Origin of the sequence: Vibrio sp. 10N.247.311.51, from assembly GCF_041467855.1 — a bacterium.
GTDB classification, from domain to species: domain Bacteria; phylum Pseudomonadota; class Gammaproteobacteria; order Enterobacterales; family Vibrionaceae; genus Vibrio; species Vibrio coralliirubri.
In genome coordinates this window covers 15,668-40,832 of sequence record NZ_JBFSVK010000016.1, presented here as the reverse complement: position 1 = coordinate 40,832, position 25,165 = coordinate 15,668, and the positions used below count along the sequence as shown (strand labels likewise).

The 25,165-nt window shown below is 45.2% G+C and carries 30 protein-coding genes and 1 riboswitch; of the genes, 15 read left to right on the top strand and 15 right to left on the bottom strand.

What is annotated here, in order from left to right; genetic code table 11:
* Positions 1-16 precede the first annotated feature (16 nt).
* Positions 17-370 (top strand): gamma-glutamylcyclotransferase, encoded by a 354-nt coding sequence (locus AB6E85_RS15130; protein ID WP_048605922.1) that lies wholly within the window; start codon positions 17-19, stop codon positions 368-370.
* Positions 371-458: 88 nt separating this feature from the next.
* On the opposite strand, the gene fbp is transcribed toward AB6E85_RS15130, so the two are convergent.
* The gene (gene fbp, locus AB6E85_RS15125) at positions 459-1,469 is read right to left on the bottom strand and encodes a class 1 fructose-bisphosphatase (protein ID WP_017097551.1); all 1,011 of its coding nucleotides are present in this window, start codon (positions 1,467-1,469) and stop codon (positions 459-461) included.
* 270 nt (positions 1,470-1,739) lie between these two features.
* On the opposite strand from fbp, the gene mpl reads away from it, so the two are divergent.
* From mpl to thiQ, 5 genes are all read left to right on the top strand, one after another.
* Positions 1,740-3,098 (top strand): UDP-N-acetylmuramate:L-alanyl-gamma-D-glutamyl-meso-diaminopimelate ligase, encoded by a 1,359-nt coding sequence (gene mpl / locus AB6E85_RS15120; protein ID WP_372143145.1) that lies wholly within the window; start codon positions 1,740-1,742, stop codon positions 3,096-3,098.
* Between the two features lie 38 nt (positions 3,099-3,136).
* Positions 3,137-3,760, top strand: a complete 624-nt coding sequence (locus AB6E85_RS15115; RefSeq protein WP_016787846.1) for a flavin prenyltransferase UbiX — start codon at positions 3,137-3,139, stop codon at positions 3,758-3,760.
* A 43-nt stretch (positions 3,761-3,803) separates the two neighbouring features.
* A riboswitch (TPP riboswitch) is annotated at positions 3,804-3,923 on the top strand.
* A gap of 53 nt (positions 3,924-3,976) precedes the next feature.
* Positions 3,977-4,969: a thiamine ABC transporter substrate binding subunit gene (gene thiB, locus AB6E85_RS15110; RefSeq protein WP_048618648.1), complete on the top strand. Its 993-nt coding sequence runs from the start codon at positions 3,977-3,979 to the stop codon at positions 4,967-4,969.
* A gap of 83 nt (positions 4,970-5,052) precedes the next feature.
* Positions 5,053-6,666, top strand: coding sequence for a thiamine/thiamine pyrophosphate ABC transporter permease ThiP (thiP, locus tag AB6E85_RS15105; RefSeq protein WP_372143144.1), 1,614 nt, complete (start codon positions 5,053-5,055; stop codon positions 6,664-6,666).
* Positions 6,666-7,370, top strand: a complete 705-nt coding sequence (thiQ, locus tag AB6E85_RS15100; RefSeq protein ID WP_372143143.1) for a thiamine ABC transporter ATP-binding protein — start codon at positions 6,666-6,668, stop codon at positions 7,368-7,370. Before thiP ends, thiQ begins: the two co-directional genes overlap by 1 nt.
* 108 nt (positions 7,371-7,478) lie before the next feature.
* Here the strand turns inward: thiQ and yjgA are convergent, their stop codons facing one another.
* The gene (gene yjgA / locus AB6E85_RS15095; RefSeq protein WP_017058909.1) at positions 7,479-8,003 is read right to left on the bottom strand and encodes a ribosome biogenesis factor YjgA; all 525 of its coding nucleotides are present in this window, start codon (positions 8,001-8,003) and stop codon (positions 7,479-7,481) included.
* A gap of 118 nt (positions 8,004-8,121) precedes the next feature.
* Between yjgA and pmbA the strand changes: the two genes are divergently transcribed.
* Positions 8,122-9,465: a metalloprotease PmbA gene (pmbA, locus tag AB6E85_RS15090; protein ID WP_372143142.1), complete on the top strand. Its 1,344-nt coding sequence runs from the start codon at positions 8,122-8,124 to the stop codon at positions 9,463-9,465.
* A 97-nt stretch (positions 9,466-9,562) separates the two neighbouring features.
* On the opposite strand, the gene mgtE is transcribed toward pmbA, so the two are convergent.
* The 12 genes from mgtE to AB6E85_RS15030 form a co-directional block, all read right to left on the bottom strand.
* Positions 9,563-10,918: a magnesium transporter gene (gene mgtE, locus AB6E85_RS15085; protein ID WP_017632278.1), complete on the bottom strand. Its 1,356-nt coding sequence runs from the start codon at positions 10,916-10,918 to the stop codon at positions 9,563-9,565.
* 148 nt (positions 10,919-11,066) lie between these two features.
* The gene (locus AB6E85_RS15080; RefSeq protein ID WP_017066670.1) at positions 11,067-11,342 is read right to left on the bottom strand and encodes an HPr family phosphocarrier protein; all 276 of its coding nucleotides are present in this window, start codon (positions 11,340-11,342) and stop codon (positions 11,067-11,069) included.
* 2 nt (positions 11,343-11,344) lie between these two features.
* Positions 11,345-12,214: an RNase adapter RapZ gene (gene rapZ, locus AB6E85_RS15075; protein WP_048612605.1), complete on the bottom strand. Its 870-nt coding sequence runs from the start codon at positions 12,212-12,214 to the stop codon at positions 11,345-11,347.
* Positions 12,215-12,218: 4 nt separating this feature from the next.
* A complete protein-coding gene (gene ptsN, locus AB6E85_RS15070; protein ID WP_048605899.1) occupies positions 12,219-12,677 on the bottom strand; it encodes a PTS IIA-like nitrogen regulatory protein PtsN in 459 nt (152 codons plus the stop codon).
* A 1-nt stretch (position 12,678) separates the two neighbouring features.
* Positions 12,679-12,966 carry a ribosome hibernation promoting factor gene (hpf, locus tag AB6E85_RS15065; RefSeq protein WP_009847742.1) on the bottom strand — a complete coding sequence of 96 codons (288 nt, stop codon included), beginning with the start codon at positions 12,964-12,966 and terminating at the stop codon, positions 12,679-12,681.
* A 62-nt stretch (positions 12,967-13,028) separates the two neighbouring features.
* Positions 13,029-14,489, bottom strand: coding sequence for an RNA polymerase factor sigma-54 (locus tag AB6E85_RS15060; RefSeq protein ID WP_017058913.1), 1,461 nt, complete (start codon positions 14,487-14,489; stop codon positions 13,029-13,031).
* 52 nt (positions 14,490-14,541) lie between these two features.
* Positions 14,542-15,267: an LPS export ABC transporter ATP-binding protein gene (lptB, locus tag AB6E85_RS15055; RefSeq protein ID WP_004735304.1), complete on the bottom strand. Its 726-nt coding sequence runs from the start codon at positions 15,265-15,267 to the stop codon at positions 14,542-14,544.
* Positions 15,268-15,269: 2 nt separating this feature from the next.
* On the bottom strand, positions 15,270-15,764 hold the full coding sequence (lptA, locus tag AB6E85_RS15050; RefSeq protein ID WP_248639023.1) for a lipopolysaccharide transport periplasmic protein LptA: 495 nt from the start codon (positions 15,762-15,764) through the stop codon (positions 15,270-15,272).
* On the bottom strand, positions 15,745-16,308 hold the full coding sequence (gene lptC / locus AB6E85_RS15045) for an LPS export ABC transporter periplasmic protein LptC (protein ID WP_248639025.1): 564 nt from the start codon (positions 16,306-16,308) through the stop codon (positions 15,745-15,747). The genes lptA and lptC overlap by 20 nt, the downstream gene beginning before the upstream one ends.
* The gene (gene kdsC, locus AB6E85_RS15040; RefSeq protein WP_017058916.1) at positions 16,305-16,862 is read right to left on the bottom strand and encodes a 3-deoxy-manno-octulosonate-8-phosphatase KdsC; all 558 of its coding nucleotides are present in this window, start codon (positions 16,860-16,862) and stop codon (positions 16,305-16,307) included. Before kdsC ends, lptC begins: the two co-directional genes overlap by 4 nt.
* The gene (gene kdsD, locus AB6E85_RS15035; protein ID WP_017632284.1) at positions 16,862-17,833 is read right to left on the bottom strand and encodes an arabinose-5-phosphate isomerase KdsD; all 972 of its coding nucleotides are present in this window, start codon (positions 17,831-17,833) and stop codon (positions 16,862-16,864) included. The genes kdsC and kdsD overlap by 1 nt, the downstream gene beginning before the upstream one ends.
* 34 nt (positions 17,834-17,867) lie before the next feature.
* Positions 17,868-18,833 (bottom strand): calcium/sodium antiporter, encoded by a 966-nt coding sequence (locus AB6E85_RS15030; protein WP_050622165.1) that lies wholly within the window; start codon positions 18,831-18,833, stop codon positions 17,868-17,870.
* Positions 18,834-19,098: 265 nt separating this feature from the next.
* Between AB6E85_RS15030 and mlaF the strand changes: the two genes are divergently transcribed.
* From mlaF to AB6E85_RS14990, 8 genes are all read left to right on the top strand, one after another.
* Positions 19,099-19,893, top strand: a complete 795-nt coding sequence (mlaF, locus tag AB6E85_RS15025) for a phospholipid ABC transporter ATP-binding protein MlaF (RefSeq protein WP_019821464.1) — start codon at positions 19,099-19,101, stop codon at positions 19,891-19,893.
* Position 19,894: 1 nt separating this feature from the next.
* Entirely contained in the window at positions 19,895-20,674 is a 780-nt protein-coding gene (gene mlaE / locus AB6E85_RS15020) for a lipid asymmetry maintenance ABC transporter permease subunit MlaE (RefSeq protein ID WP_008220420.1), read from the top strand.
* A 2-nt stretch (positions 20,675-20,676) separates the two neighbouring features.
* Positions 20,677-21,168 carry an outer membrane lipid asymmetry maintenance protein MlaD gene (gene mlaD, locus AB6E85_RS15015; protein ID WP_372143141.1) on the top strand — a complete coding sequence of 164 codons (492 nt, stop codon included), beginning with the start codon at positions 20,677-20,679 and terminating at the stop codon, positions 21,166-21,168.
* A gap of 52 nt (positions 21,169-21,220) precedes the next feature.
* A complete protein-coding gene (locus AB6E85_RS15010) occupies positions 21,221-21,850 on the top strand; it encodes a phospholipid-binding protein MlaC (protein WP_120459707.1) in 630 nt (209 codons plus the stop codon).
* The gene (locus tag AB6E85_RS15005) at positions 21,850-22,158 is read left to right on the top strand and encodes a lipid asymmetry maintenance protein MlaB (RefSeq protein WP_372143140.1); all 309 of its coding nucleotides are present in this window, start codon (positions 21,850-21,852) and stop codon (positions 22,156-22,158) included. The genes AB6E85_RS15010 and AB6E85_RS15005 overlap by 1 nt, the downstream gene beginning before the upstream one ends.
* A gap of 13 nt (positions 22,159-22,171) precedes the next feature.
* Complete coding sequence (gene ibaG / locus AB6E85_RS15000) at positions 22,172-22,426, top strand: BolA family iron metabolism protein IbaG (RefSeq protein WP_017058924.1); 255 nt, start codon at positions 22,172-22,174, stop codon at positions 22,424-22,426.
* An 8-nt stretch (positions 22,427-22,434) separates the two neighbouring features.
* Positions 22,435-23,700 carry a UDP-N-acetylglucosamine 1-carboxyvinyltransferase gene (gene murA, locus AB6E85_RS14995; protein ID WP_048605883.1) on the top strand — a complete coding sequence of 422 codons (1,266 nt, stop codon included), beginning with the start codon at positions 22,435-22,437 and terminating at the stop codon, positions 23,698-23,700.
* Between the two features lie 152 nt (positions 23,701-23,852).
* Positions 23,853-24,578: a 1-acylglycerol-3-phosphate O-acyltransferase gene (locus AB6E85_RS14990; RefSeq protein WP_017058926.1), complete on the top strand. Its 726-nt coding sequence runs from the start codon at positions 23,853-23,855 to the stop codon at positions 24,576-24,578.
* A 125-nt stretch (positions 24,579-24,703) separates the two neighbouring features.
* Here AB6E85_RS14990 and AB6E85_RS14985 read toward each other — a convergent pair whose 3' ends face one another.
* Complete coding sequence (locus AB6E85_RS14985; RefSeq protein WP_004735319.1) at positions 24,704-25,093, bottom strand: RidA family protein; 390 nt, start codon at positions 25,091-25,093, stop codon at positions 24,704-24,706.
* Positions 25,094-25,165 lie beyond the last annotated feature (72 nt).

Sequence of the window (25,165 nt, the reverse complement as noted above, 5' to 3'; positions counted from 1 at the left end):
GCCGCATGGAGGGCGTATGCAGCATCTTGTTTTTGTCTATGGAACCTTGAGGCAAGGTCAGTCCAATCACCATTATTTGAAGGGCTGCGATTTATTAGGGCAGTTTGATACACCTAAGGAATACGCGCTTTTTGATTTAGGTACCTATCCGGCGATGATTGTTGGAAAGAAAAGTGTCGCTGGTGAGGTCTATATCATTAACGACGAAATTTTAGAGTCACTCGATCGGCTAGAAGATGTTCCTGTTGAGTATCGTCGCGAGCAAATAGAGACTATATTTGGATTAGCATGGGTATATTTGTATCAGCTTGATCTAACAGCTAATAAAGAAATACTTTCGGGTAACTGGTGTAAGCGGAACAACGCTTAGTCGCTATATATTCTGAGTTATCAAACAAAAAGCCAGCATTGAATGCTGGCTTTTTTAATGACGCTATTTTGAGAAATAGACGAGAGGTTTAGTCTCGGTTCAGCTCAAGAAACTCTTCTACTTTGCGAACCATGTCTGTTGAGCCAACAAAGAAAGGTACACGTTGGTGCAGCTCAGTTGGTTTGATATCCATGATACGTTGAGCACCATCTGAAGCGATGCCGCCCGCTTGCTCCATAAGGAAAGCAATTGGGTTGCACTCGTAAAGCAGGCGCAGTTTACCTTGAGGGTGACTTTGCGTGCTTGGGTACAAGTAGATGCCGCCTTTGAGCAGGTTACGGTGGAAATCTGATACTAGAGAACCGATGTAACGTGATGTGTAAGGGCGGTTGTCGCTTGGCTCATTCTCTTGGCAGTACTTGATGTACTTTTTAACACCCGTAGGGAATCGGATGTAGTTACCTTCGTTGATTGAGTAAATCTTACCTTCGTCTGGAATCATCATGTTTTCATGAGATAGGCAGAAGGTACCCAGTGATGGGTCGTAGGTGAAGCCATTTACGCCAGCACCTGTTGTGTATACAAGCATGGTTGAAGAACCGTAAATCACGTAACCCGCGGCTACTTGCTTGTGTCCTGGCTGTAGGAAATCTTCTTGTGTTGGTGGAGTACCGATCGGTGATACTCGACGGTAGATAGAGAAAATTGTACCAACCGATACATTCACATCGATGTTTGAAGAGCCATCAAGTGGATCCATCAGTACAACGTATTTTGCGTTTTTGTTGAGCTCTTTATTGAAGGCGACAGCTTCGTCTTCTTCTTCACTTGCAACACCACAAACTTGGTCACGGGCTTCTAGAGCCGCTTTAAATTTGTCGTTCGCGTAAAGGTCTAGCTTTTGTTGCTCTTCACCTTGCACGTTGTCTGTACCAACAGCGCCAGTGATGTCGACTAGGCCAGCCTTGTTGATCTCACGGTTAACAATTTTTGCAGCAAGTCGAATAGACGACAAAAGGGATGATAGATCACCGCTTGCATGGGGGAAGTCACTCTGTTTCTCAACAATGAACTCACCAAGGGTGCGCATCTCAGACATGTTATTTCCTTAAACTTCTCTCAATATTAGGGGGGATTTGAGCACTGTAGATTCGGCCTCTTGAGTGGGCTTTATTCATCTAGACGCTTACCTAAATTCTAAAGGTTAGATCTTTTTAATGGTAATGAACTAAGCGACACAGATCTCACTTACTATGTCGACTCAATTTGTTTTGCATTGCCGCTCGCTTTTAATCGCCATTTAATGATAATGAGTGCAAGCCGTTTTAATTAGGCATCGTTTATTTAGCCAAGCGTTTGGAAGCAATTTATGCATATTCATATCTTAGGAATTTGTGGCACCTTCATGGGTGGTGCTGCGGTATTGGCTCGTCAATTAGGTCACAAGGTTACGGGTAGTGATGCGAATGTTTACCCACCAATGAGTACCTTGCTGGAATCTCAAGGGATTGAAATTATTGAAGGGTTCGACCCTAGCCAATTAGAGCCAAGGCCAGATCTCGTGGTTATCGGTAACGCAATGAGCCGCGGCAACCCGTGTGTTGAGTATGTGTTGGATAACAATCTTAGATACACCTCTGGCCCCCAGTGGTTGCAAGAGTTCCTGCTGCATGACCGTTGGGTATTAGCGGTATCGGGAACGCACGGTAAGACCACGACATCAAGCATGTTGGCTTGGATCTTGGAAGACTGTGGCTATGCACCGGGCTTCTTAGTTGGCGGTGTGTTGGGTAACTTTGGTATCTCTGCTCGCCTTGGTGAAAGTATGTTCTTCGTGGTAGAAGCCGACGAATACGACAGTGCTTTTTTCGATAAACGATCTAAGTTCGTTCATTACCACCCAAGAACCTTGGTGATGAATAACCTAGAGTTCGATCATGCGGACATCTTTGACGATCTTGAAGCGATTAAGCGTCAATTCCATCATTTGGTGCGTACTGTGCCGAGCAATGGCCGTATATTCTCACCTAAGCAAGACACTGCTATTGAAGATGTTCTAGCTCGCGGTTGTTGGAGTGAAACTGAATCGAGTGGCGAGCAAGGCGACTGGGATGCCAAGAAACTGGTCAAAGATGGCTCTCAATTTGAGGTTTACTTCCAAAATGAATGTGTTGGAACGGTAGATTGGGACTTGGTTGGCGACCACAACGTAAATAATGCTTTGATGGCGATAGCAGCTGCACGTCATGTGGGCGTGACACCTGACCTTGCTTGTGAATCACTAGCTACCTTTATTAATACTAAGCGCCGCTTGGAGTTTAAAGGCGAGGTGGCAGGTGTGTCTGTTTATGACGATTTTGCTCATCATCCAACGGCGATTGAACTTACGCTCGGCGGATTACGTAATAAGGTCGACACTAAGAAAATCATTGCCGTTTTAGAGCCTCGTTCTGCCACCATGAAACGTGGTGTGCACAAAGAAATACTGGCTGATTCGTTGAAGCAGGCGGATTCTACCTACTTATTCCAACCGGATAACATTGATTGGTCAGTTCAAGATGTTGCAGACGCTTGTCACCAACCGGCACACGTGAGTGATGACATGGATGCATTCGTTGCTAAAATTGTCTCAGAGGCACAAGCTGGCGACCAAATCTTGGTAATGAGTAATGGTGGCTTTGGTGGCATTCACCAAAAACTGTTGGATGGATTGGCACTCAAAGGCTAACGGCATCCACGACCTTATAATTTGAAGTAATTGAGAACATGACAAAACACGATAAAGCGATAACTCTTGCTTTCACTGGCGCATCCGGTGCGCCTTATGGCCTACGTTTACTTGAATGCCTTTTGGCAGCCGATTATCAGGTTTACTTGCTGATTTCATCGGCAGCGCGAGTGGTATTGGCGACCGAGCATGAACTTAAGTTACCTGCTGGGCCAGATGCGGCGAAACAAGCTTTAGTTAAACATCTTGGCTGCGACCCTGAAAAGCTGGTGGTGTGTGGCAAAGATGATTGGTTCTCGCCGGTTGCCTCTGGTTCAGCAGCGCCGAAGCAGATGGTAGTGTGTCCATGTTCAGCGGGAAGCTTGGCTTCGATTGCACATGGCTTGTCGGATAACCTGATTGAGCGAGCAGCAGATGTAGTCATGAAAGAGCGAGGCCAATTGTTGTTGGTGGTTCGTGAGACGCCATTTTCGACGCTTCATCTAGAGAACATGCACAAGCTTTCGACCATGGGTGTGACGATCATGCCTGCAGCCCCGGGCTTTTATCATCAACCTAAGTCAATTGAAGATCTGGTCGACTTTATGGTGGCGCGCATTCTGGATCATCTTGGTATCGAGCAAGGTTTAGTGCCACGTTGGGGCTACGATCAACGTAATTGATCCAAACTTGATAGCTTATTGTTAAAAATCAAATTACAATTCTGAACACTCATCGGGGAGCGAACCATTCAAATAATGAATGCGAGCTGAGATCAAGCAGATGCTTGGGACCCGTAAACCTGAACCAGATAATGCTGGCGTAGGAATTGAGTTAGGAACAACCTCTACCGTTCTCCTCCCTCAAACCTGTGCCGCTCAGACCATGGAGAGCGTCCAGTGAAATTCACATTAACTACCCTTGCTGTTACTACAGCTATCTCTTTTTCTGCCTTTGCTGCAGACAACACTTTGACTGTATACACCTATGACTCTTTTGCTGCGGATTGGGGCCCTCGTCCTGCCGTTGAAAAAGCATTCGAAGAGAAGTGTGGTTGTGATGTGAATTTTGTCGCTTTAGAAGATGGCGTGTCTATTCTGAACCGTTTACGTCTTGAGGGCGGCAACAGCAAAGCCGATATCTTGCTAGGTCTCGACAACAACCTGATGGCTGAAGCGAAAGCGACGGGCTTATTGGCTGAGCATAATGTTGATACTTCATCAGTAACACTGCCTAATGGTTGGAACGACAGCACTTTTGTACCCTATGACTTTGGCTACTTTGCTTTTGTTTACAACAAAGAGAAGTTGGCAAACCCACCGAAGAGCCTTAAAGAGTTGGTTGAGCAGCGTGATGATCTCAAGGTTATCTACCAAGACCCACGTACATCAACACCAGGCCAAGGCATGATGCTTTGGATGAAATCAGTATACGGTGATGAAGCGACAGCAGCATGGAAGAAGCTTGCTCAGAAAACAGTGACTGTAACCAAAGGCTGGTCTGAAGCTTACTCAATGTTCCTAGAAGGCGAGTCGGATTTAGTGTTGTCTTACACAACGTCGCCGGCTTACCACATTATTGCTGAGAGCGATTCTAAGTACGCAGCAGCAAGCTTTGAAGAAGGGCATTACACTCAAGTGGAAGTGGCCGCTAAGGTTAAAGGCAGCAAGAACGAAAAGCTTGCTGATGAGTTTATGGCGTTTATCCTAAGTGATGAATTCCAATCGGCGATGCCAACAGGTAACTGGATGTACCCAGTGACGGATGTTGAGTTACCAAAAGGGTTTGAGCAACTTACGGTTCCTCAGAAAGCGCTGAGCTTTAGCTCAGAAGAGATCGCCGAGAAGCGTAAGCCTTGGATTCGTGAATGGCAGAGTGCACTTACTTTCTAACTTACTTTAAAAAATAGGCTTTCTGTATTTAAAAGTTCGTTCGATATACTTTGAGTGAACTGTTTACGGTAAAAAATCAATTTATGATAAAGAAAACACCTAAGGTAGGTATCTGGGTTGCGATACTCATTACCGCCTTCGTGGTTTCAGCAGTTGGGGCATTGCTTAGCAATGCCCCTTCTCTTGATATCAGCCAAGTATGGTCAGATCCCTACTATTGGCATGTAACGAAATTCAGTTTTTATCAGGCGACACTCTCAACGGTGCTGAGTGTTGGCTTTGCTATACCTATTGCTCATGCGCTGTGTCGTAGGCAATTTTTTGGACGCGCTTTGTTGTTAAGGCTGTTCGCGTCGACCTTAGTCCTGCCGGTGTTAGTCGGTGTATTTGGCTTACTTGCGATCTATGGTAATAGCGGTTGGTTAGCTAAGTTTTTGGCGAACTTCGATATTGAATTACCATTTTCCATATACGGATTGAATGGTATTTTGCTGGCGCACGTTTTCTTTAACTTGCCTTATGCCAGTCGCTTACTTTTACAAGCCTTAGATACCGTGCCTGCCGAGCAACACAAGCTTTGTGCTCACTTGGGTATGAGTCATTGGAACAAATTCAGATGGGTTGAATGGCCTCGCTTAAGACAGCAATTACCACATGTGTGTGGCTTAGTCTTCATGTTGTGTTTTACCAGCTTTGCTACCGTGATGGCGCTAGGCGGTGGACCTAAATCAACCACTATCGAGCTCGCTATTTATCAGGCGATTAAATTCGACTTTGACCTTCAAGCTGGTGCCTTGCTCGCGATATGGCAAATGCTGCTGTGTGGTGTGCTAGCGGTGAGCATTCAACGGCTATCGAAACCTATTTCAGTGACGGCCAGTCAGCTGTCGGAAGAGAAATATTTGGTTAAGGACAGCTGGTGGTCAAAAGCTTGGGATAGCTTTTGGATCATCATAGTATCAATGCTGGTATTGCCGCCATTAGCTTTGGTTATCGTCAGTGGAATTAACTCGCAGGCATTAACCGTACTCAGCAACGAACCGTTTTGGGCGGCGTTAATGACCTCGGTTAAAGTCGCGTCATTAGCAAGTGTTATCGCTGTTGGTATTGGTATCGCCATACTGCTGACTAGCCGAGCATGGCGTTTACAGAACAAGAATTTTCGAGCCGATAAAATCGAGCTGATTGGCACTATTATCTTAGTGACTCCGGGGCTTGTGATCAGCACGGGGATCTTCTTATTACTGCGTTCATTCACCGATGTCTTTAGTTTAGCTTTCTTTATCGTGATTGCCGTCAACAGCTTAATGGCGCTGCCTTACGTAATTAAAACCTTGGCTCAACCTATGCTGCATTTGTCTCAGCAGTATCAGTATGTGTGTGCAAGCTTAGGAATGACAGGGTTCACTCGCTTTAGGTTGGTGGAGTGGCGCGCACTACGTAAACCAATGGCGCAAGCCTTCTCAATCAGCTTTATGCTGGCGATGGGCGACTTAAGTGCGATTGCCTTGTTTGGTAGCCAAGACTTTAGAACTCTGCCTTTGTACCTATTCCAATTGTTAGGCAGCTATCAAATGGAAGCGGCGGCGGTAGTTTCTGTGAGCTTACTGTTACTGAGTGTCGGCAGTTTTAGCTTAATAGAATTTTTATTTACTCGAAGATCTAAGCTCGATGCTAAAGAGTTGAGGAACCGATGATGTTAGTGATGAAAGATGTGGACTACCACTATCACAGAGAGTTGTTTAGCTTTGATTTTCAAGCTGAGCAGGGCGATATTGTTGCGCTTATGGGGCCGAGTGGTGCGGGTAAATCTACACTGTTGGCGCTAGTTGCTGGTTTCATCGAGCCTACATCGGGTGAGATCTCAGTGGCTGGGCAATCGCTTATTGGTAAAGAGGCACACCAACGCCCGTTGGCGATGTTGTTTCAAGAGCACAACCTGTTTGCTCACCTTACGGTGCGAGAGAATATTGGCTTAGGTCTGCACCCGGGTTTAAAGCTTACCGCAACCCAAAAGCAAGCTGTGGAGCAAGCCGCAGCACAAGTTGGTGTTGCTGAGTATTTGGATAGATTGCCTGAGCACTTATCCGGTGGCCAACGCCAGCGTGTCGCACTAGCGCGTTGTTTTGTTCAGCCACATGACATTTGGCTACTTGATGAACCTTTCTCTGCGCTTGACCCTTTGCTTCGCGAAGAGATGCTTAGCTTAGTGAAGCGATTAGCGGCAGAGCGAAATATTACGGTCTTGATGGTGACTCACCATTTAGGTGACGCACGCAGTATCGCGAATAGGTTTGTGTTTGTGGCGCTAGGCAAGGTGTTGGTTGAAGACTCGATAGAGGCACTGACGGCGGATCATCCACAGGCAGAATTAAGCTCATTTGTTAAAGCGGGTGAATGACGAATCATCACTCCTGTGAGTACTTATTGATATCGAGTACGTCAAAAACAAAAAGACCTAGCATGTGCTAGGTCTTTTATTCACTCTATGAGTAAAGCGAGATAACGATTAGTCTTCTAGCTTTAGCTCTTTTAAGATTTGGAAGATCTCACGAGAAGACTTTGCAGGCTTGTTCGCTGATTTCTCTTTGTTAGCTTGGCGAGCTAGCTGACGAAGACGCTGACGGTCTGCTTCAGGGTACATTTCCATTACTTCTGAAATAGCCGCATCACCTTCAGCAACAACACGATCACGCAGTTGCTCAAGCTTATGTAGCTCAGCTGTTGCTTGTGAGTGTTTGTTACGTACTTTATCCAAAGCCGCTTGAATTGGCTCAGGATCGACATTACGCATTACTTTACCAATGTATTGAAGTTGACGACGCTTCGCTTCATTTTTAAAGCGTTGTGCATCTTTAATCGCTTGTGCCAAATCTTCAGACAGCGGAAATTTGTCTAATACAGAAGGCTTTAGACCAACAAGCTCTTCTCCCAGCTTTTGCAGGGCATCCATGTCCGTTTTCATTTCTGTCTTACTTACCCAGATGATTTCTTCTTCTGGTTCCCATGGGGCTTTTTGGTTTTTGCGAGCCATCTTTTCTGCCTATGTCACTATCTCAAACGAATATATTGCCTATTTTAGCAAGAATCTTGGGGAGAAAGCGAAATTCTTGTTATCCTACGTAATATTGACCTAAAAAATTAGAATAGATATGGATGTAAAACAGCAAGTCGCCCAGCAAAGAGTTGAGCTAGAAGCCGCAGTAGCTAAAGCGTTGGATATGGCATCAGTGAGTGCAGACGCAGCTGAGGTCGCTATTACTAAGTCAACGGGTTTAAGTGTTTCAACACGTATGTGTGAAGTGGAAAACGTTGAATTTAATAGTGATGGTGCGCTAGGTATTACTGTTTATCGCGGCCAGAAAAAAGGCAGCGCATCTACATCTGATCTGAGTGAAAAGGCTATTGCTCAAACAGTCGCGGCTGCGCTTGATATCGCTCAGTACACGTCTGAAGACCCATTTGCAGGTCCGGCAGCAAAAGAATACATGGTAAAAGAAATTCCAGACTTGGATCTTTTCCACCCTGATGAACCAAACCCTGACTATGCCGCTGAGATTGCGATTGCTGCTGAGAAGCAGGCGTTAGCTTATAGCGACAAGATCAAACAGAGTGATGGCGCAAGCTACGACAGCCACTATGGCGTTAAGGTTTATGGTAATAGCCATGGCCTACTAGCAAGCTACGCTTCAAGCCGCCATAGCACGAGCTGCTGTGTGATTGGACAAGGCGCTAACGGTGAGATGGAGCGTGACTACAGCTACACCGTTGCACGTCACCGTGATGAGCTATGGACGCCTGAGCGCGTAGGTCAAGAAGCAGCAGAAAAGACCATTAGCCGTTTGGATGCGAAAAAGCTACCAACAGGTCAATACCCAATTATGTTCGCTAACGATGTTGCTACTGGCTTGATTGGTCACCTTGTGATGGCAATCAGTGGCGGTAATCTTTACCGTAAATCATCGTTCCTATTGGATCATTTAGGTCAGAAAATCCTACCTGACTGGTTTAACATTTCTGAGCGACCACATATCTTGCGTGGTTTGGCTTCAAGCCCATTTGATAGCGAAGGTGTGTTCACTCAAGATCGTGAAATCATCACTGATGGTGTTCTGGCAACTTATCTACTGACGAGTTACGCAGCACGTAAAATGGACATGACACCAACAGGCCATGCGGGTGGTATTCATAACTGGTTCGTTAAATCGACCGGCCAAAACTTTGAGCAGATGTTAAAAGAGTTGGGTACGGGTTTCCTAGTGACTGAAGTGATGGGGCAAGGCGTAAACACAGTAACAGGCGATTACTCTCGTGGCGCTGCAGGTTTCTGGGTTGAGAGCGGAGAGATCCAATACCCAGTATCGGAAGTGACGATTGCGGGTAACCTAAAAGATATGTTTAATCAGATCGTTGCAGTCGGTAACGATGTTGAAACGCGTTCACAGATTCAAACGGGTTCTATCTTGCTTGAGTCGATGAAAGTCGCGGGCGAGTAATTCAATTAAAGCTAATCTGATGAATTAAAAAAGGGAGCCGATGGCTCCCTTTTTGTTTTCTGTATTTAGCCTAAAATTGGCTAGCTGCTTCTGCTAACTAGATCAGTATGGTCGCTAAGCCTAAGAACACCGATAGGCCAATAACATCAGTAACTGTTGTGAGTGCCATACCACCTGCCAATGCCGGGTCGATATTCATCTTTTTCAGCATCACAGGGATGGTTACACCAGCGATACCAGCGACAATCAAGTTGGTCATCATCGCTGCTGAGATGATGCCTCCCAGTATCCAGTTACCTTTCCAAGCTACAACGATACCACCAATGATAACGGCCCATAGAACGCCGTTGAGGAAGCCGATCGCTGCTTCTTTGAGTAGTAGTTCGCGTTTGTTACTGTCACCGATATGACCGAGAGCTAAACCACGAATCACAAGTGCAACGGTTTGGTTACCCGCAACACCACCCATAGAAGGCACGATAGTCATCAGAACCGCAATCGCTGCCATTTGGTCGAGCGTTGCTTCAAACATATTCGATACAGATGCTGCCGCCAGTGCCGCGAGTACGTTAGCACCAAGCCAGACACTACGACGACGAGCGGATTTTACGACCGGTGCGAAGGTATCTTCGTCATCGTCCATACCCGCCATACTCATCATTGAGTGTTCGGCATCTTCACGGATAACATCAACCACGTCATCGATGGTGATACGACCCACAAGGTGCTGGTTACTATCGACGACAGGTGCTGAAACCCAATTACGACGTTCGAACAGGCTCGCAATATCGGAAGCGCTGGTTTCAACCGCGATTGCTTCGTCGGCATCATCCATTACTTCTGAAACCGGAACATCAGGCTGAGTTGTAACTAGCGTGGTAAGCGATAGGTTACCGATAAGACGCTCTTCTTCATCGATAACATACAGCGCATCGGTTGCATCGGGCAGTTCGCCACGCATTCGCATGTAGCGTAATACAACGTCGACATCGACATCACCACGAATCGTGATTACGTCGGTATTCATGATCGCACCCGCTGAATCTTCAGGGTACGAAAGTGCGGTTTCAACTAGAGCACGATCGACGGAGTCCATTTGAGAAAGGACTTCGCGAGAAACATCGTCGGGTAGGCTTCGAAGTACGTACGCGACGTCATCGGTTTCCATACCTTCGGTTGCTTCTGCTAAGGTCTCTGGTGCCATTTTCGACACAAGAGCATCTTTGACGTCTTCGTTTAGTTCATCAAGAATTTCACCGTAGTCTTCAGGATCGGTGAGTTGCCAGAGTACGTCACGACTTTTGCGAGGGGAGGCTTCTAAAAGGTGTGCAATATCTTCAGGCTCCATGTCCTGAAGTTGTCGGCGTACGTGAACAAATCGGCCGTTTTCTAGGGCTTCGCTGACTTCTTGGAGGGTTTGGTGAGCTTGGTCGAATTCTAATTGCTCTGCCATATTTTCCTCCTATCTCATTATTCTAACAATGGTTGGAATAGTAACTTAATTCTGGGGCTTATTTAAATCATAAACTTAGATAGAACTAAGATTTAATATTGGTTGGTTCGTTGTTTGAGTCTTAGGCGTTGCGAGTGAAGCGTTTTCGCTACTCACCCTCATCAAATTTGTCTTCAATGAGATGACAGACGGCATCCAGTGCTTGCTGTGAATCGGTGCCTGCTGCTTGAATAGTAATATGTTGCCCTTGCGCTGATTCCAGCATAAGTAACCCCATTACGCTGTCTGCTGTCGCTGTTTTATCTTCTTCGCTATGGATCGTGATGGTTGCATCAAAGCTTTGTGCAAGCTCAACCAACTTTACGGCTGCTCTAGCGTGAAGACCCAAGCGGTTTTGGATCAGTACAGTTCGAGTTAATTCCATGGTTAGCCTTGTTGGTGCTTCTCTAGGGAGGCGTGTCTGATTTGAACTTGATGGCCAAGTTGCTCGAAGTACTCACCAATTTTCTGAGTTAGATAAACCGAGCGGTGTTTGCCGCCAGTACAGCCAATCGCGACCGTTAGGTAACTGCGATTGTTCTTCTCTAACATTGGTAACCACTGTTCAACAAAGCCTTGGATCTGTTGCTTGAGTTCCAGAACTTCTGAGTGTTCTTCAAGAAAAGAGTGAATTGGAGCATCTAGACCGGTTAGTGGTCGTAGTGCGGGTTCCCAGTGAGGGTTCGGCAAAAAGCGAACATCAAACACGTAGTCGGCATCACTTGGTAAGCCATACTTAAAACCGAAAGATTGAAAGACGATGATCAGCTCTTGCTTCTCTTTGCCTTCAACTTTAAAACGAACCTTTTCACTCAATTCGTAGAGGTTGCAGTCACTACTGTCAATCACAATGCTGGCGTGCTCAGCGAGAGGTGTCAGGAGTGTCTTCTCTAAATCAATCGCTTGCTCAAGAGAGAGCTTTTCTTGGCCGATCGATAAAGGGTGAATTCTGCGTGTTTCGCTGTAGCGCTTGAGTAACGTCTGCTTGCTCGCATCTAGGAACAAGACGTTTACATCGATATTGGTGGCAGAGTCTAGCTGTTCTAGCATCTCTGTGACTAACTGAGGCTCTTTCGGTAGGTTACGAATATCAATGCTAACGGCGACGTTCTGATTGATTTCGCGTACCGATTCGACGAAGTCGTTGAGCAGGTTTACTGGAAGATTATCGACACAGTAATACCCCAAGTCTTCAAGGACTCGCAGCGCAACACTTTTACCGGCCCCCGATTGGCCACTAACAACGATTAATCGCATGTTATTACTCGCAAGTTGGCACTTGAATCATGATGTCGTAAAGCTCTTGATCGCTTTGAGCATTACGCAACTGTTTAAGAGTCTGCTTGTCGTTGAGTCGCTCTGCCATACAAGAAAGGGTTTTTAGATGCTCTTTGCACTGTTCACTAGGAACAAGCAGCGCAAATAGTAGGTCGACAGGACGATTATCAATCGCATCAAATTCGATGGGATCTTGGCATTGCAGTAATACAGCAATCGCTTTATCACTGACATTCATACGAGCGTGAGGAATAGCAATGCCATTACCAATACCTGTACTGCCCATTTTTTCACGGCTCAACATGCACTCAAACAGTTCTGTTGAATCTTGACCACAGCTTTCTGCTGCGATCTGACTGATGAGCTCAAGGGCTCTTTTTTTGCTTGTGCATTGGACGGCACTTTTGGTGCAGTCCAATGAAAGTACTTCGCTTAATTGCATGTTAGTGACTACTTAGCTTTTCTTTGTGCTTGTTGAGTTGGCGGACGAGTTTATCAACCAATGAATCAATCGCGGCATACATGCTTTCATCTGTTGCTGTCGCATGGATTTCCCCCTGATTTATATGCAGGGTAGCTTCTGCGATTTGATTGATTTTCTCAACTTTTAAAACAACCTGAACGCTATTGATATGATCAAAGAAGCGCTCAAGTTTGTCGAATTTGGTGTGAACATAGTCTTGCATTGAATCGGTAAGATCAACGTGATGGCCTTGAATATTGATTTGCATAGACTTTCCTTTTCAGTTGGTTGCCTGATTATAGTTGCTAAGTAACTAGCGACTAAATGAGCTTATAGCAGGCGTTTACGCTGACTCGATGGGGCAATGCCCAGAGACTCACGGTATTTCGCTATGGTACGTCTAGCTACCTGAATTCCTTGGTCAGCCAGTAAAGCAGCAATCTTACTATCACTTAGAGGCTTCGCGGTATTTTCCGCTGCGACAAGCTTCTTAATGAGTGCGCGAATTGCTGTAGATGAACATTCACCGCCATTGTCAGTGCTGACATGGCTTGAGAAAAAGTATTTGAGTTCGAAGATGCCACGTGGCGTATGCATGAATTTTTGAGTCGTCACACGAGAGATCGTGGATTCGTGCATATCAACAGCTAACGCAACATCATTAAGAACCATTGGCTTCATCGCTTCTTCGCCATGTTCGAAGAAATCACGCTGATGTTCAACAATGCATCGCGCAACTTTGAGTAGCGTCTCATTTCGGCTCTCTAGGCTTTTAATTAACCACTTTGCTTCTTGCAAATTTGAGCGGATGTATTGATTGTCGGCGCTGTTGCCTTTACTACCTAGATCAGCGTACTGCTGATTCACTTTCAGCTTGGGCACGCTATCAGGGTTAATGGTCACTAACCATTTGCCAAGGTCTTTGAAGACAGATACATCCGGAACCACATACTCAGTTTCATCCGGGGTAATCTTACTGCCAGGGCGAGGATCCAGTTGTTGAATAAGCTGCAAAACTTCACGTAGTTCTGCCTCTTTCAACTTGGTTTCTTTGATAACCAGTTTGTAATCGCGGTTGCCGAGTTGGTCGATATGGCTAGTAAGTACTAACTTAGCTTCGTTAAGCCAAGGCGTATCTTGGGGAAAGGTTGCCAGTTGCAGTAACAAGCAATCTTGCAGGTTGACTGAGCCGACACCTAGCGGATCAAACTGCTGAATTCGTTTACGTACGGCTTCAATTTCATCAAGCTCGATCTCTTCATTGTCGAAGTTTTCAAGGATGTCTTCACAAGTTACAGTGAGGTAGCCATAGTCATCGATGGCATCTATTAGTGCAAAAGCGATGCTTCGGTCGGTGTCAGTGAATGGTGTTAAGTCGAGTTGCCAAAGTAGGTAATCGTGCAGGCTTTGAGTGGTTTCGCCTTGATAAACAGGCATGTCGTCATCAATCGCAATACCCGTATTACCGGTGTTTGCGCTGTAGACATCTTCCCACGTTGTGTCGATTTCTAGTTCGTTGCCAATCTCTGATTTTTCGATTAAGTCTGAGCTATCAGGTAAGTCTTGCTCTGTGGCTTCAACTGTTTCTTTTTCGTCACTGCTAGGTTTTTCTTCCGATGTTGGCGTATCTTCATTGCCTTCTTCGACATCGAGTAGTGGGTTAGATTCAAGTGCTTCTTGAATCTCTTGCTGCAAATCTAAAGTAGACAATTGCAACAAACGAATCGCTTGCTGCAATTGAGGAGTCATTGCTAACTGTTGGCCTAGCTTAAGTTGTAATGAGGGTTTCATTCAGTGTGACTTACCTAGTTATTATTCTTAGAACTCTCGATACTCTATATAATCATAGACGGAATTGTTCGCCTAGATAAACTTGTTTAACTTGTTCGTTATTGAGAACATCTTCAGGAGTTCCCTCAGCGATCAGGTGTCCTTGGCTTACGATGTAGGCTTTTTCACACACGTCTAATGTTTCACGAACGTTGTGGTCGGTAATCAAAACGCCCAAGCCGCGATCGCGAAGGTGAACAATGATTTTTTTGATATCGATTACTGAGATCGGGTCAACACCGGCGAATGGTTCATCCAATAAAATGAACTGCGGGTTTGCTGCTAGTGCTCGAGCAATCTCTACACGACGACGCTCACCACCCGACAGAGCCATACCATTGCTGGTGCGGATATGTTGGATGTGGAACTCCTCTAGTAGGTCTTCCAGCTTATCTTGGCGTTGTTCGTTGGTCATCTCATCACGGGTTTGTAAAACCGCCATGATGTTGTTCTCTACAGACAACTTACGGAAAATCGATGCTTCTTGAGGCAGGTAACCGATACCAAGACGAGAACGGCTGTGCATTGGCAAGATACTGATGTCTCGGTCATCAATGCTGATGGTACCTTCATCACGCGCAACCAGACCAACAATCATATAGAAAGAAGTGGTTTTACCCGCACCGTTAGGTCCAAGCAGACCAACGATTTGACCTGACTCTACCTGTAAGCTTACATCGGTAACAACCTTACGCTTACTGTAAGTTTTCGCTAGATTTTTTGCTTTAAGAACAGCCATCGTTACTTATTCACTTCCGTTGGTTGTAAAACCGTTGACACCCGTTCGTTCTCACCACTGTCAGCGACTAATTTCTGAGACCCGATCTGGTAAGTAATCTTAGAACCACGAATGATACTGCCATCTTGAGATAGCATCGCATTTTTGGTCATGATCAGCCTGTCGGCAACAAGCTGGTAATGTAGGTCGTCAGCTTCACCGTAGAGTGTCTTGCCGTCGTCAGTAAGTTGAGAGAAGGTTGCTGGCTTACCGAAACCTTGAACCTCTTCAATCTCGCCACTGGTGGCATTGCGGGTAACAATAACCTTGTCAGAATTAATGTTGATGCTGCCTTGTTTAAGGTTCACATCACCAAGGAAAGTCACTTGGTTACTTTTCATATCCAATTGCTGGCTGTCTGAGTCAATGTAGACTGGCTGCTCGCTATCTGAAGACAGAGCGTAGACATTAGGTGCCGCAAGGGTCAAAGCAAGTAAACTAAGGTGTAAAAGTTTCATATCTACCTTGAACAGAATTAAAGAGGGTTGCATTGTTGGTACCGAAGTTACCTTTCATTGCTTGTCCCTCAGTTTCAAAAAATGTACCGATCATATGGACCGAAGTCTCGGAATGAAAATCTCGACTAGTCAATTCAACAACCATTTTATCTGTGGTCATTGTATCGAAACTGGCTTCTGGCAAAAGGTTCTTTGCCACAACATTGCCATAAAAAGTGATAATTTGATTCTCATTTATAACCGCGCGATCAGCAATGACTTGCCATTCAATCGTATGCCCTTCTCGAAATACCGAAAGAATTGGGTTTTGAAAGTGTGTATCACCACCTACTGAGTAGTACTCTAAATATGTTGATTCAACCTGGTAGCTACGAATACCAGTTTGGTCATAACTAATGTTGCTTAGACTTTTGCCACTAAACGCGGGCAGCTCCAAATTTGGAGCCACTTGTATCGTTGATGTTTGCTCTTTGTCGTACAAGTAATAGGTCGACCAAGAGGCAATAAATATGAGTATTAAATAGATAATACGAGTAAAACTCATATGCTTAAACCTTTATGCACGTCGAGTTCATTTCTTGCTTGTAAAATCAGGTCGCAGACTTCGCGTACTGCGCCATGACCACCGTTAATGGTTGTCACGTAGTTTGCACGCTTCGCAAGTAGCGGGTGACCATCTGCCACACAGACCTTCAAGCCAACTTTTTCCATTACAGGCCAGTCAATCAGATCGTCTCCGATGTAACCTGTATTTTCAGGGTTTACAGAAAGCTTATCGCAAATATCTTGGTATGCCTTAACTTTATCGTCTTGACCTTGATAAATCAGCTTAATGCCTAGAGCGGTCATACGATTCTCAACAATTTGAGATTTGCGACCCGTGATGATCGCGATTTCAATACCAGCGTTCATCAGTGACTTTATGCCGTAACCGTCACGAGTGTGGAAGGTTTTCAGCTCTTCACCGTTGTTGCCCATGTAGATGCGACCATCAGAGAAGACACCATCGACATCGCAAATTAGCAGTTTGATCTCTTTTGCGATGGCAAATACATCTGAGTTAACAGTGCCGTATAGAGTTTCGACTGTCTGTGTCATTACATTACTCCTGCTTTCAGTAAGTCATGCATGTTTAACGCTCCGACTAATTTACCTTCTTGGCATAACATCAGGCCATTGATGCTCTTCGCTTGCATCAAGTTTAAGCCCTCAACCGCGAGCATGTTTGGCTCGGCTACCGTCGGGTTTAGCGTCATCACATCACCGATCTGCGTGTTATGGATATCAACGCGTTTGTCTAAGATACGGCGTAAATCACCATCGGTAAAAATACCGGCCATTTGGCCATCTTCACCAACGATTGCTGTCATGCCTAAGCCTTTCTGAGAGATCTCTAACAGAGCATCTCGAACGAGCGCATCCGGTGCCACAACAGGCAGTGCGTCACCTGTGTGCATGATGTCGTCCAGTTTTAACAGCAGTTGGCGACCTAAAGCGCCACCTGGATGAGACAGTGCAAAGTCTTGAGCGGTAAAGCCTCGAGCCTGCAAAAGTGCAACGGCTAATGCATCACCCATGACCAAAGTTGCCGTGGTGCTGGTTGTTGGTGCTAAGCCCAGTGGACAAGCTTCTTCTGGTACTGAAATTTGTAAATGGATATCAGACAAGGTAGCCATGTTTGATGCTGGCTTGCCTGTCATGCTGATGATCTTGATGTTCAGACGCTTTAATACTGGGAATAGGCTGAGGATTTCTCCAGATTCGCCTGAGTTGGATATTGCAATCACAATATCGCCAGGTTCGATCATGCCTAGATCGCCATGCGCTGCTTCACCTGGGTGTACAAAGAAAGCCGATGTGCCGGTACTTGCCAATGTGGCTGCGATTTTGTTGCCAATGTGGCCTGATTTACCCATGCCCATCACAACGACTTTGCCTTTGTTGTTCAGGATAAGGTCGCAAGCTTTACAAAAATCATCATTAAAATATTGGTCTAATTGAGTGAGACCTGCAACTTCGGTTTCCAAAACTTGTTTTGCAACGCTGCGGTAATCAAATGGCTGAGACATCAAATACTCCAAGTACGGGAAGTTAAATCAACAATTAAGCCGACATGTTCATTAGTAGGTAAGCTTGGTAGGCCACGAACGTCACAATTAACACGCCGCCTTCAATGCGATTCACACTACGAGATTTTCCTAGTGCCATCACAACAAGCAGTAGCGATACGCCTAGCATTACCCAGAAGTCACGACCCATAGCGAATTCGCTCAAGATAGAAGGGTTGAGAATGCCCGGGATACCCATAACAGCAAGGATGTTGAATACGTTTGAACCAATGATATTACCTACAGCCATATCATCTTCACCCTTCATAACGCCGGCTAGTGATGCTGCAAGCTCAGGCAAGCTAGTGCCTACAGCTATGATAGTTAGACCAATGACAAGGTCGCTCATGCCGAAGTATTTCGCGATGATTACGGCATTATCAACCAACATATCAGCAGCCAAAGGCAGGATGATCAGACCAATCACGACCCACATTGCGGCTTTAGGGTTGCTAACACCCTCTGGGATTTCTGACTCTTGTTCGTCAAGGAAGGCATCACCGTTCTTCTTCTCACTGCGGCTGATTTGCAGCATGGCAAATAAGAAAGCGGCGAAAAGAACAAACAACAACACGCCTTCATAAAAACCTAAATGGTTATCCCAAAGCAGTGCGCCAGCTAATAAAGTGACACCAATCATTAATGGTAGTTCACGGCGAATCACACCAGAGCTAATCGATAGCGGCTTGATTAGGGCGGTAATACCTAAAATCAACGCAATGTTAGCGATGTTTGAGCCTAATACGTTGCCTACAGCGGTATCTGTTTTGCCATCAAGGGCTGCTGTAGCTGAAACCATCATTTCAGGAGCCGAAGACCCCATTGCTAAGATCGTCATACCGATAACTAGTGGTGAGATACCGAAGTTTCGAGCAAGAGCAGCGGCGCCGTAAACCAGCTTATCTGCACTCCACACCAAAAAACCTAGACCGATAATAAGAAACGCAATCGCTTCAAGCATGATGATTCCTAAAAAATTAATAAAAAACGGAGAATTAACCGCTAATTTTGACCTGTTGCTAGATAAAAGGGAAGTCACTCGGCAAATTAATTACCAGTTAGCAGGCAAGAAAGAGAGCTCAATAGATAATTTTCTAATGCTTTCAAATCCCTGCATAGATTCCTGTTTAATATGAATTAATTGAACAGTGCTTTTAATTCTAAAGTAGACTCATTATTATTGCAGCCATAATTGGCGTTTTTTAAAGCAAGGAAACAACAAAAATATGTTGAACACTGAGCTTGTGAAAGTTAAGAACCTCAGCTTCTCACGCGGTGAGCGCGTTATCTTTGATGACATCAGTTTAGAGGTGCCTCAAGGCAAGATAACCGCAATCATGGGGCCGTCTGGGATTGGCAAAACGACTTTACTGCGTTTGATTGGTGGGCAATTGCCGCCAGATGAAGGTGAAGTTTGGTTTGATGGCGACAATATCCCAGCATTATCACGTCGAAAGCTGTATCAAGCACGCAAGAAAATGAGCATGCTATTCCAATCGGGTGCGCTTTTTACGGATCTCAATGTCTTTGATAATGTGGCGTTTCCGCTGCGAGAGCACACGGAACTTAATGAAAAATTCATTCGTACCATCGTATTACTTAAGCTTGAAGCGGTAGGATTACGAGGGGCAGCGCAATTAATGCCGAGTGAGTTGTCTGGCGGTATGGCGAGACGAGCAGCGTTGGCTCGTGCGATCGCGCTGGATCCAGAACTTATCATGTACGATGAGCCGTTTGTTGGCCAAGACCCAATCACTATGGGCGTATTGGTTGAATTGATACGAAATCTCAATCAAGCCTTGGGCTTAACCTCGATTGTTGTTTCTCACGATGTGCCAGAGGTGATGAGTATTGCTGATTGGGTTTACCTCATGGCGGATAGCAAGATCATTGCAGCTGGAACTCCTGATGAGTTGTACAACAATAGCGATCCGAGAGTGCAGCAATTTTTGCAAGGCGAAGCCGATGGCCCAGTACCATTTAGATTCCCTGCGAAGAGCTTAGAAAAGGATTTGTTTTAATATGATTGCTAAAACTATTGCGGGTGTCGGTAAGCGCACACTTGCGATCTGTGAGTCATTTGGTCGAGCAAGCCTGATGTTATTTGGGGCTTTGTTTGGCATCCCGCGACTAAAAAACTTCCCTTTATTAGTAAAACAACTTTATAGCGTTGGCGTTCAGTCATTGGCTATTATTTTAGTTTCGGGTCTGTTCATTGGCATGGTGCTCAGCCTGCAGGGCTATGTCGTGTTAATAGACTACGGCGCTGAGGGAAACCTTGGCCAAATGGTCGCGCTTTCACTGTTGCGTGAGTTGGGGCCTGTGGTGACTGCGTTATTATTTGCAGGTCGAGCCGGTTCAGCACTTACGGCAGAGATTGGTTTAATGAAGGCAACAGAGCAGATCTCAAGCCTTGAGATGATGGCCGTTGACCCTCTTAAACGCATTATTGCACCACGTCTTTGGGCCGGGCTTATCTCAATGCCATTGCTTGCTATGATCTTTATGGCGGTAGGTATTTGGGGCGGCCAACTGGTTGGTGTTGATTGGAAAGGTATTGATCACGGCAGTTTCTGGTCTGCGATGCAGTCTTCAGTTGAGCTTGGCCGAGATATTGGTAACAGCATGATCAAATGTATGGTCTTCGCTATCACCGTAACTTGGATCGCACTTTTCAATGGTTATGACGCGGTACCGACTTCTGAAGGTATCAGTCAGGCAACCACACGCACTGTAGTGCACTCTTCTCTAGCGGTACTAGGGCTAGATTTTGTTCTTACCGCATTGATGTTTGGGAATTAATCATGCAACAAACTCGAAAATTAGAATTATGGGTCGGCACCTTTGTTATTGCCGGAATTTGCGCAATCTTAATCATGATCTTTCAAGTCGCTGACGTAAAAGGCATAGGTTCGAACCATACTTACAATCTAAAAGCGACCTTTGACAACATTGGCAGCCTAAAAGTTCGTTCTCCAGTGAAAGTGGGTGGCGTCGTTGTTGGTCGAGTTAAAAGTATTGAGCTTGATACCGAGAGCTACCTTCCTGTCGTTGAACTGTCTATTGACGGGAAGTACTCACAATTTCCAGATACCTCTAGCGCTCAAATTTTAACATCTGGCTTAATTGGTGAGCAGTACATTAGTCTGGTTCCAGGCTTCATTTTTGATGATGAAGAGATGCTGGTCGATGGTGATGCAATTGAAGACACTAAGCCAGCATTAGTACTAGAAGATTTGATTGGCCAAGTGCTGTATAGCGTTGGTGGTTCTAATGACAGCGAAGCTAAGGAATAAGATGATGTTGAAAACTATTAGTCATTTAAAAACTATTGGTTACTTGAAATCAATGTTTATGGCGGCAATGGCGTTGCTTATTTCTACCCAAGCATTTGCTGCAGAATCGATTGACCGTACTCAGCCTTACCAGATGATGACTCAAGTTGCCGAAGTGGCATTTGAGCGTTTGAAGAGTGAACAAGACAACATCCACCAAGATCCAGAGTTATTGAAGGTCATCGTGGAAGAAGAGTTGATGCCTTATGTGAATGCACAATATGCAGCTCTTAAGTTACTTGGACCAAACTTGAAAGGCGCAGATAGAAAAGACGTCGGCGTGTTTATCGATTCATTCCGTAAATACCTGGTTTCTTCTTATGCCCAAGTGCTGACTCAATACACGGATCAGACGATTGAATTTGGTCCAGAACCAAAAATCAAAGCGGATAGCCGTATTACGAGCATCAAGGTTGATATCATCGATACGCCGCGACCAAACATCAAGCTTGAATTTAAGCTTCGCAAAGACAAGAAGTCAGGCGAGTGGAAAGCATTTGATATGGTTGCCGAAGGTATTAGCCTGTTGTCGAGCAAACAATCGGAGTGGAATACTAAGATTCGTCAAGAAGGCATCTTACAAGTTGCTGACGAACTAGAGAAATTAGCCGCACAACCGATTCGTTTTGAGAGTAACAAATAATGAGCCATTCTCAATGGCAAGCACTAAGCTCTAAAGAGTATCAACTGTTCGGTGATCTAGACCGAGACAGTGTCCCTGCAATCTGGCGTATATTGGAAAAGTGGCAAATGACGGAATCGAGCGTTGAAATTGACCTTAGCCATATAAATCGCGTCGATTCAGCAGGAATGGTGATGCTAATTCACTTATTAGAGCATGCAAAAAATCAAAACTGTCATATAATGCTCAGTTTCGTGCCAGAACAATTACGAACGTTGTTCCAATTGAGCAATATCCAGCCAATGATGGCAGAACACATAAAAAATTAGGCAGGAGCTATTTGTGGACAGCACAAAAGTACAAGAATTATTAGCAGAAGCACTGAACCTTCAGGAAATTTTCGTGAAAGGGGAAGGCAGTCATTACGAAGTTGTTGCGGTTGATCCATGTTTTGACGGCATGAATCGAGTTAAGAAGCAGCAACTAATCTACGGCCCACTAATGGAATACATTCAACGCAATGACATCCATGCTCTTTCTATTAAGGCTTTCACGCCGGAAGAGTGGGAACGTGATAAGAAACTGATGTCACTTTAAGGTTTATGATGGAAAAGTTTCGAGTTATTGGATCGGATAAGCCGCTAAGCGGTGAAGTGACGATCTCAGGCGCAAAAAATGCAGCGCTACCTATCTTATTTGCTTCAATTCTTGCTGAAGAGCCAGTAGAAGTAAGTAACGTTCCTCACCTACGTGACATCGATACTACGATGGAACTGCTTAAGCGTTTAGGCGCAAAAGTATCACGCAATGGTAGTGTTCATGTTGATGGCAGCGAAATTAATGAATTTTGTGCGCCTTACGATTTAGTGAAAACAATGCGTGCTTCTATTTGGGCTTTAGGTCCTCTAGTCGCTCGTTTTGGTGAAGGTCAAGTTTCACTTCCAGGCGGTTGTGCAATTGGTGCTCGACCTGTTGATCTGCATATCCACGGCCTAGAGCAACTAGGTGCGACCATTAAGTTGGAAGATGGTTATGTGAAAGCAAGTGTTGATGGCCGTCTGAAAGGCGCGCACATCGTGATGGATAAAGTAAGTGTGGGTGCCACCATTACTATCATGTGTGCAGCAACGCTAGCGGAAGGAACTACAGTACTTGATAACTCAGCACGTGAGCCTGAGATTGTTGATACGGCTGACTTCCTAAACAAACTGGGTGCTAAAATTTCTGGTGCAGGTACAGATACGATTACTATCGAAGGCGTTGAACGTCTTGGTGGTGGCCAACATTCTGTGGTTGCTGACCGTATTGAAACAGGTACTTTCCTGGTTGCTGCTGCTGTTTCTGGCGGTAAAGTGGTTTGTCGCAACACCAACGCTCATCTTCTTGAAGCTGCCTTAGCGAAGCTTGAAGAAGCGGGTGCGAAGGTTGAAACGGGCGAAGACTGGATCAGCCTTGATATGACGGGTCGTGAACTGAAAGCGGTGAAAATCGTAACGGCACCTCACCCTGGTTTCCCAACCGACATGCAAGCACAGTTTACTCTGCTTAACATGATGGCGAAGGGCAGTGGTGTTATCACTGAGACTATCTTTGAAAACCGCTTTATGCACATTCCTGAGTTACAGCGAATGGGTGCAAAAGCCGAAATCGAAGGCAACACGGCTATCTGTGGTGAAACGGAAAAACTGAGCGGCGCTCAAGTAATGGCAACGGACCTTCGCGCATCTGCGAGCCTTGTGATTGCTGGCTGTATCGCTCAAGGCGAAACCATCGTTGACCGTATTTATCACATCGATCGTGGCTACGATAAGATTGAAGATAAATTGTCAGCCTTAGGCGCAAACATTACACGATTTCGTGAGTCGAGCTAACCTAGGTTAGTGGGTTCATGAATCAGTAAGATGAAAACATAAAAGTCGGAACCTTGGTTTCGGCTTTTTTATAGTTGTATTTACCGCAAGTAAATCTATTGCTCATTTTTGCGCGAATAGATGAATCAACTTGGCGGTCGGTGAGGAACAAAATGATAGCAATATTACGTATTTTCGCAGTAGCGATATTTGCGATTCTTATGTTTGTATTTGGTTGTGGTTACTGCCTATTAAGTCCACGCAATCCAAAACACGTATTTACCTTTGGCCGTTATTTCGGTCGCATGTCGAAGATCTTCGGCATGAAGTTAGAGCTTCGCATCCCAGAAGATGCTTACTCTCGCGGGCAACATGTTTATGTAGCGAACCACCAAAACAGCTGGGATCTATTCACGATTTCATCTGCGGTAACGCCAAAAGTGGTGACGGTTGGTAAGAAAAGCCTAGTGTGGATGCCTCTATTTGGTCAGCTTTACTGGTTGACGGGTAACATCCTAATTGACCGTGCTAACCGCAGCAAAGCGGTAGGTACGATTGATCAGGTCGTGACGAGTTTAAAAGAGAGCGATGTTTCAGTTTGGATGTTCCCTGAGGGCACTCGTTCTCGTGGCCGTGGTCTGCTGCCATTCAAAACAGGTGCATTCCATGCTGCGATTGGTGCTGGCTTGCCTATCATCCCTATCGTGTGTAGCTCAACAGGTGGCGTGAAGCTAAACCGTTGGAACAATGGTCACGTGATTGTTGAAATGCTGCCACCAATCAGCACCGAAGGCTACGACAAGTCTAATGTTCGTGAACTGGCTAACCTAGCTCGTGAGCAGATGGCTGCTAAGCTTGAAGAGTTAGACAAAGAAGTGGTTGAGCTTAATAAAAAGTAATTATCTAAGCGAAACGATGAACAATAAAAAAGGTTGCCAACTGGGCAACCTTTTTTTGTATCTAATAAACACTCAGCATTACGCTAAGTCGTTTATTAGAAGGTGTTTAATCTAGATATTAAAACCTATTTGCGAACCGCAATAGCTTCGATCTCGATACCTACATCTTTTGGCAGACGTGCTACTTCAACACATGAACGTGCAGGGTAGTTTGCAACGCCGTGCTCATCGAAGAATTTACCGTAAACTTCGTTTACTGTGCCGAAGTCGTTTAGGTCTTTAACGAATACCGTTAGTTTTACGATGTCTTTTACAGTCAGGCCTGAAGCTTCAACAACCGCTTGAACGTTGTCTAGAGATTGGCGAGCTTGCTCTGCGATATCAGCAGATACTTCACCAGTTGCTGGGTTTACTGGGATTTGACCAGAAGTCAGTACCATGTTGCCAAGGTCAACGCCTTGTACGTATGGGCCGATTGCAGCTGGAGCAGATTCTGTGTGAAGTACTTTAGTCATTGGTTTATTCCATCAGTTATTAGATAAAAATCAATTTTCAGTGTGCCTTCAAACTTTGGATAGGTAAAGCGC

What these genes read in the sequence shown, in the direction of transcription:
- AB6E85_RS15130 (WP_048605922.1), top strand. Translation starts at nt 17, where the DNA reads ATGCAGCATCTTGTTTTTGTCTATGGAACCTTGAGGCAAGGTCAGTCC.
- fbp (WP_017097551.1), bottom strand. Translation starts at nt 1,469, where the DNA reads ATGTCTGAGATGCGCACCCTTGGTGAGTTCATTGTTGAGAAACAGAGT.
- mpl (WP_372143145.1), top strand. Translation starts at nt 1,740, where the DNA reads ATGCATATTCATATCTTAGGAATTTGTGGCACCTTCATGGGTGGTGCT.
- AB6E85_RS15115 (WP_016787846.1), top strand. Translation starts at nt 3,137, where the DNA reads ATGACAAAACACGATAAAGCGATAACTCTTGCTTTCACTGGCGCATCC.
- thiP (WP_372143144.1), top strand. Translation starts at nt 5,053, where the DNA reads ATGATAAAGAAAACACCTAAGGTAGGTATCTGGGTTGCGATACTCATT.
- thiQ (WP_372143143.1), top strand. Translation starts at nt 6,666, where the DNA reads ATGTTAGTGATGAAAGATGTGGACTACCACTATCACAGAGAGTTGTTT.
- yjgA (WP_017058909.1), bottom strand. Translation starts at nt 8,003, where the DNA reads ATGGCTCGCAAAAACCAAAAAGCCCCATGGGAACCAGAAGAAGAAATC.
- pmbA (WP_372143142.1), top strand. Translation starts at nt 8,122, where the DNA reads ATGGATGTAAAACAGCAAGTCGCCCAGCAAAGAGTTGAGCTAGAAGCC.
- mgtE (WP_017632278.1), bottom strand. Translation starts at nt 10,918, where the DNA reads ATGGCAGAGCAATTAGAATTCGACCAAGCTCACCAAACCCTCCAAGAA.
- AB6E85_RS15080 (WP_017066670.1), bottom strand. Translation starts at nt 11,342, where the DNA reads ATGGAATTAACTCGAACTGTACTGATCCAAAACCGCTTGGGTCTTCAC.
- rapZ (WP_048612605.1), bottom strand. Translation starts at nt 12,214, where the DNA reads ATGCGATTAATCGTTGTTAGTGGCCAATCGGGGGCCGGTAAAAGTGTT.
- ptsN (WP_048605899.1), bottom strand. Translation starts at nt 12,677, where the DNA reads ATGCAATTAAGCGAAGTACTTTCATTGGACTGCACCAAAAGTGCCGTC.
- hpf (WP_009847742.1), bottom strand. Translation starts at nt 12,966, where the DNA reads ATGCAAATCAATATTCAAGGCCATCACGTTGATCTTACCGATTCAATG.
- AB6E85_RS15060 (WP_017058913.1), bottom strand. Translation starts at nt 14,489, where the DNA reads ATGAAACCCTCATTACAACTTAAGCTAGGCCAACAGTTAGCAATGACT.
- lptB (WP_004735304.1), bottom strand. Translation starts at nt 15,267, where the DNA reads ATGGCTGTTCTTAAAGCAAAAAATCTAGCGAAAACTTACAGTAAGCGT.
- lptA (WP_248639023.1), bottom strand. Translation starts at nt 15,764, where the DNA reads ATGAAACTTTTACACCTTAGTTTACTTGCTTTGACCCTTGCGGCACCT.
- lptC (WP_248639025.1), bottom strand. Translation starts at nt 16,308, where the DNA reads ATGAGTTTTACTCGTATTATCTATTTAATACTCATATTTATTGCCTCT.
- kdsC (WP_017058916.1), bottom strand. Translation starts at nt 16,862, where the DNA reads ATGACACAGACAGTCGAAACTCTATACGGCACTGTTAACTCAGATGTA.
- kdsD (WP_017632284.1), bottom strand. Translation starts at nt 17,833, where the DNA reads ATGTCTCAGCCATTTGATTACCGCAGCGTTGCAAAACAAGTTTTGGAA.
- AB6E85_RS15030 (WP_050622165.1), bottom strand. Translation starts at nt 18,833, where the DNA reads ATGCTTGAAGCGATTGCGTTTCTTATTATCGGTCTAGGTTTTTTGGTG.
- mlaF (WP_019821464.1), top strand. Translation starts at nt 19,099, where the DNA reads ATGTTGAACACTGAGCTTGTGAAAGTTAAGAACCTCAGCTTCTCACGC.
- mlaE (WP_008220420.1), top strand. Translation starts at nt 19,895, where the DNA reads ATGATTGCTAAAACTATTGCGGGTGTCGGTAAGCGCACACTTGCGATC.
- mlaD (WP_372143141.1), top strand. Translation starts at nt 20,677, where the DNA reads ATGCAACAAACTCGAAAATTAGAATTATGGGTCGGCACCTTTGTTATT.
- AB6E85_RS15010 (WP_120459707.1), top strand. Translation starts at nt 21,221, where the DNA reads ATGTTTATGGCGGCAATGGCGTTGCTTATTTCTACCCAAGCATTTGCT.
- AB6E85_RS15005 (WP_372143140.1), top strand. Translation starts at nt 21,850, where the DNA reads ATGAGCCATTCTCAATGGCAAGCACTAAGCTCTAAAGAGTATCAACTG.
- murA (WP_048605883.1), top strand. Translation starts at nt 22,435, where the DNA reads ATGGAAAAGTTTCGAGTTATTGGATCGGATAAGCCGCTAAGCGGTGAA.
- AB6E85_RS14990 (WP_017058926.1), top strand. Translation starts at nt 23,853, where the DNA reads ATGATAGCAATATTACGTATTTTCGCAGTAGCGATATTTGCGATTCTT.
- AB6E85_RS14985 (WP_004735319.1), bottom strand. Translation starts at nt 25,093, where the DNA reads ATGACTAAAGTACTTCACACAGAATCTGCTCCAGCTGCAATCGGCCCA.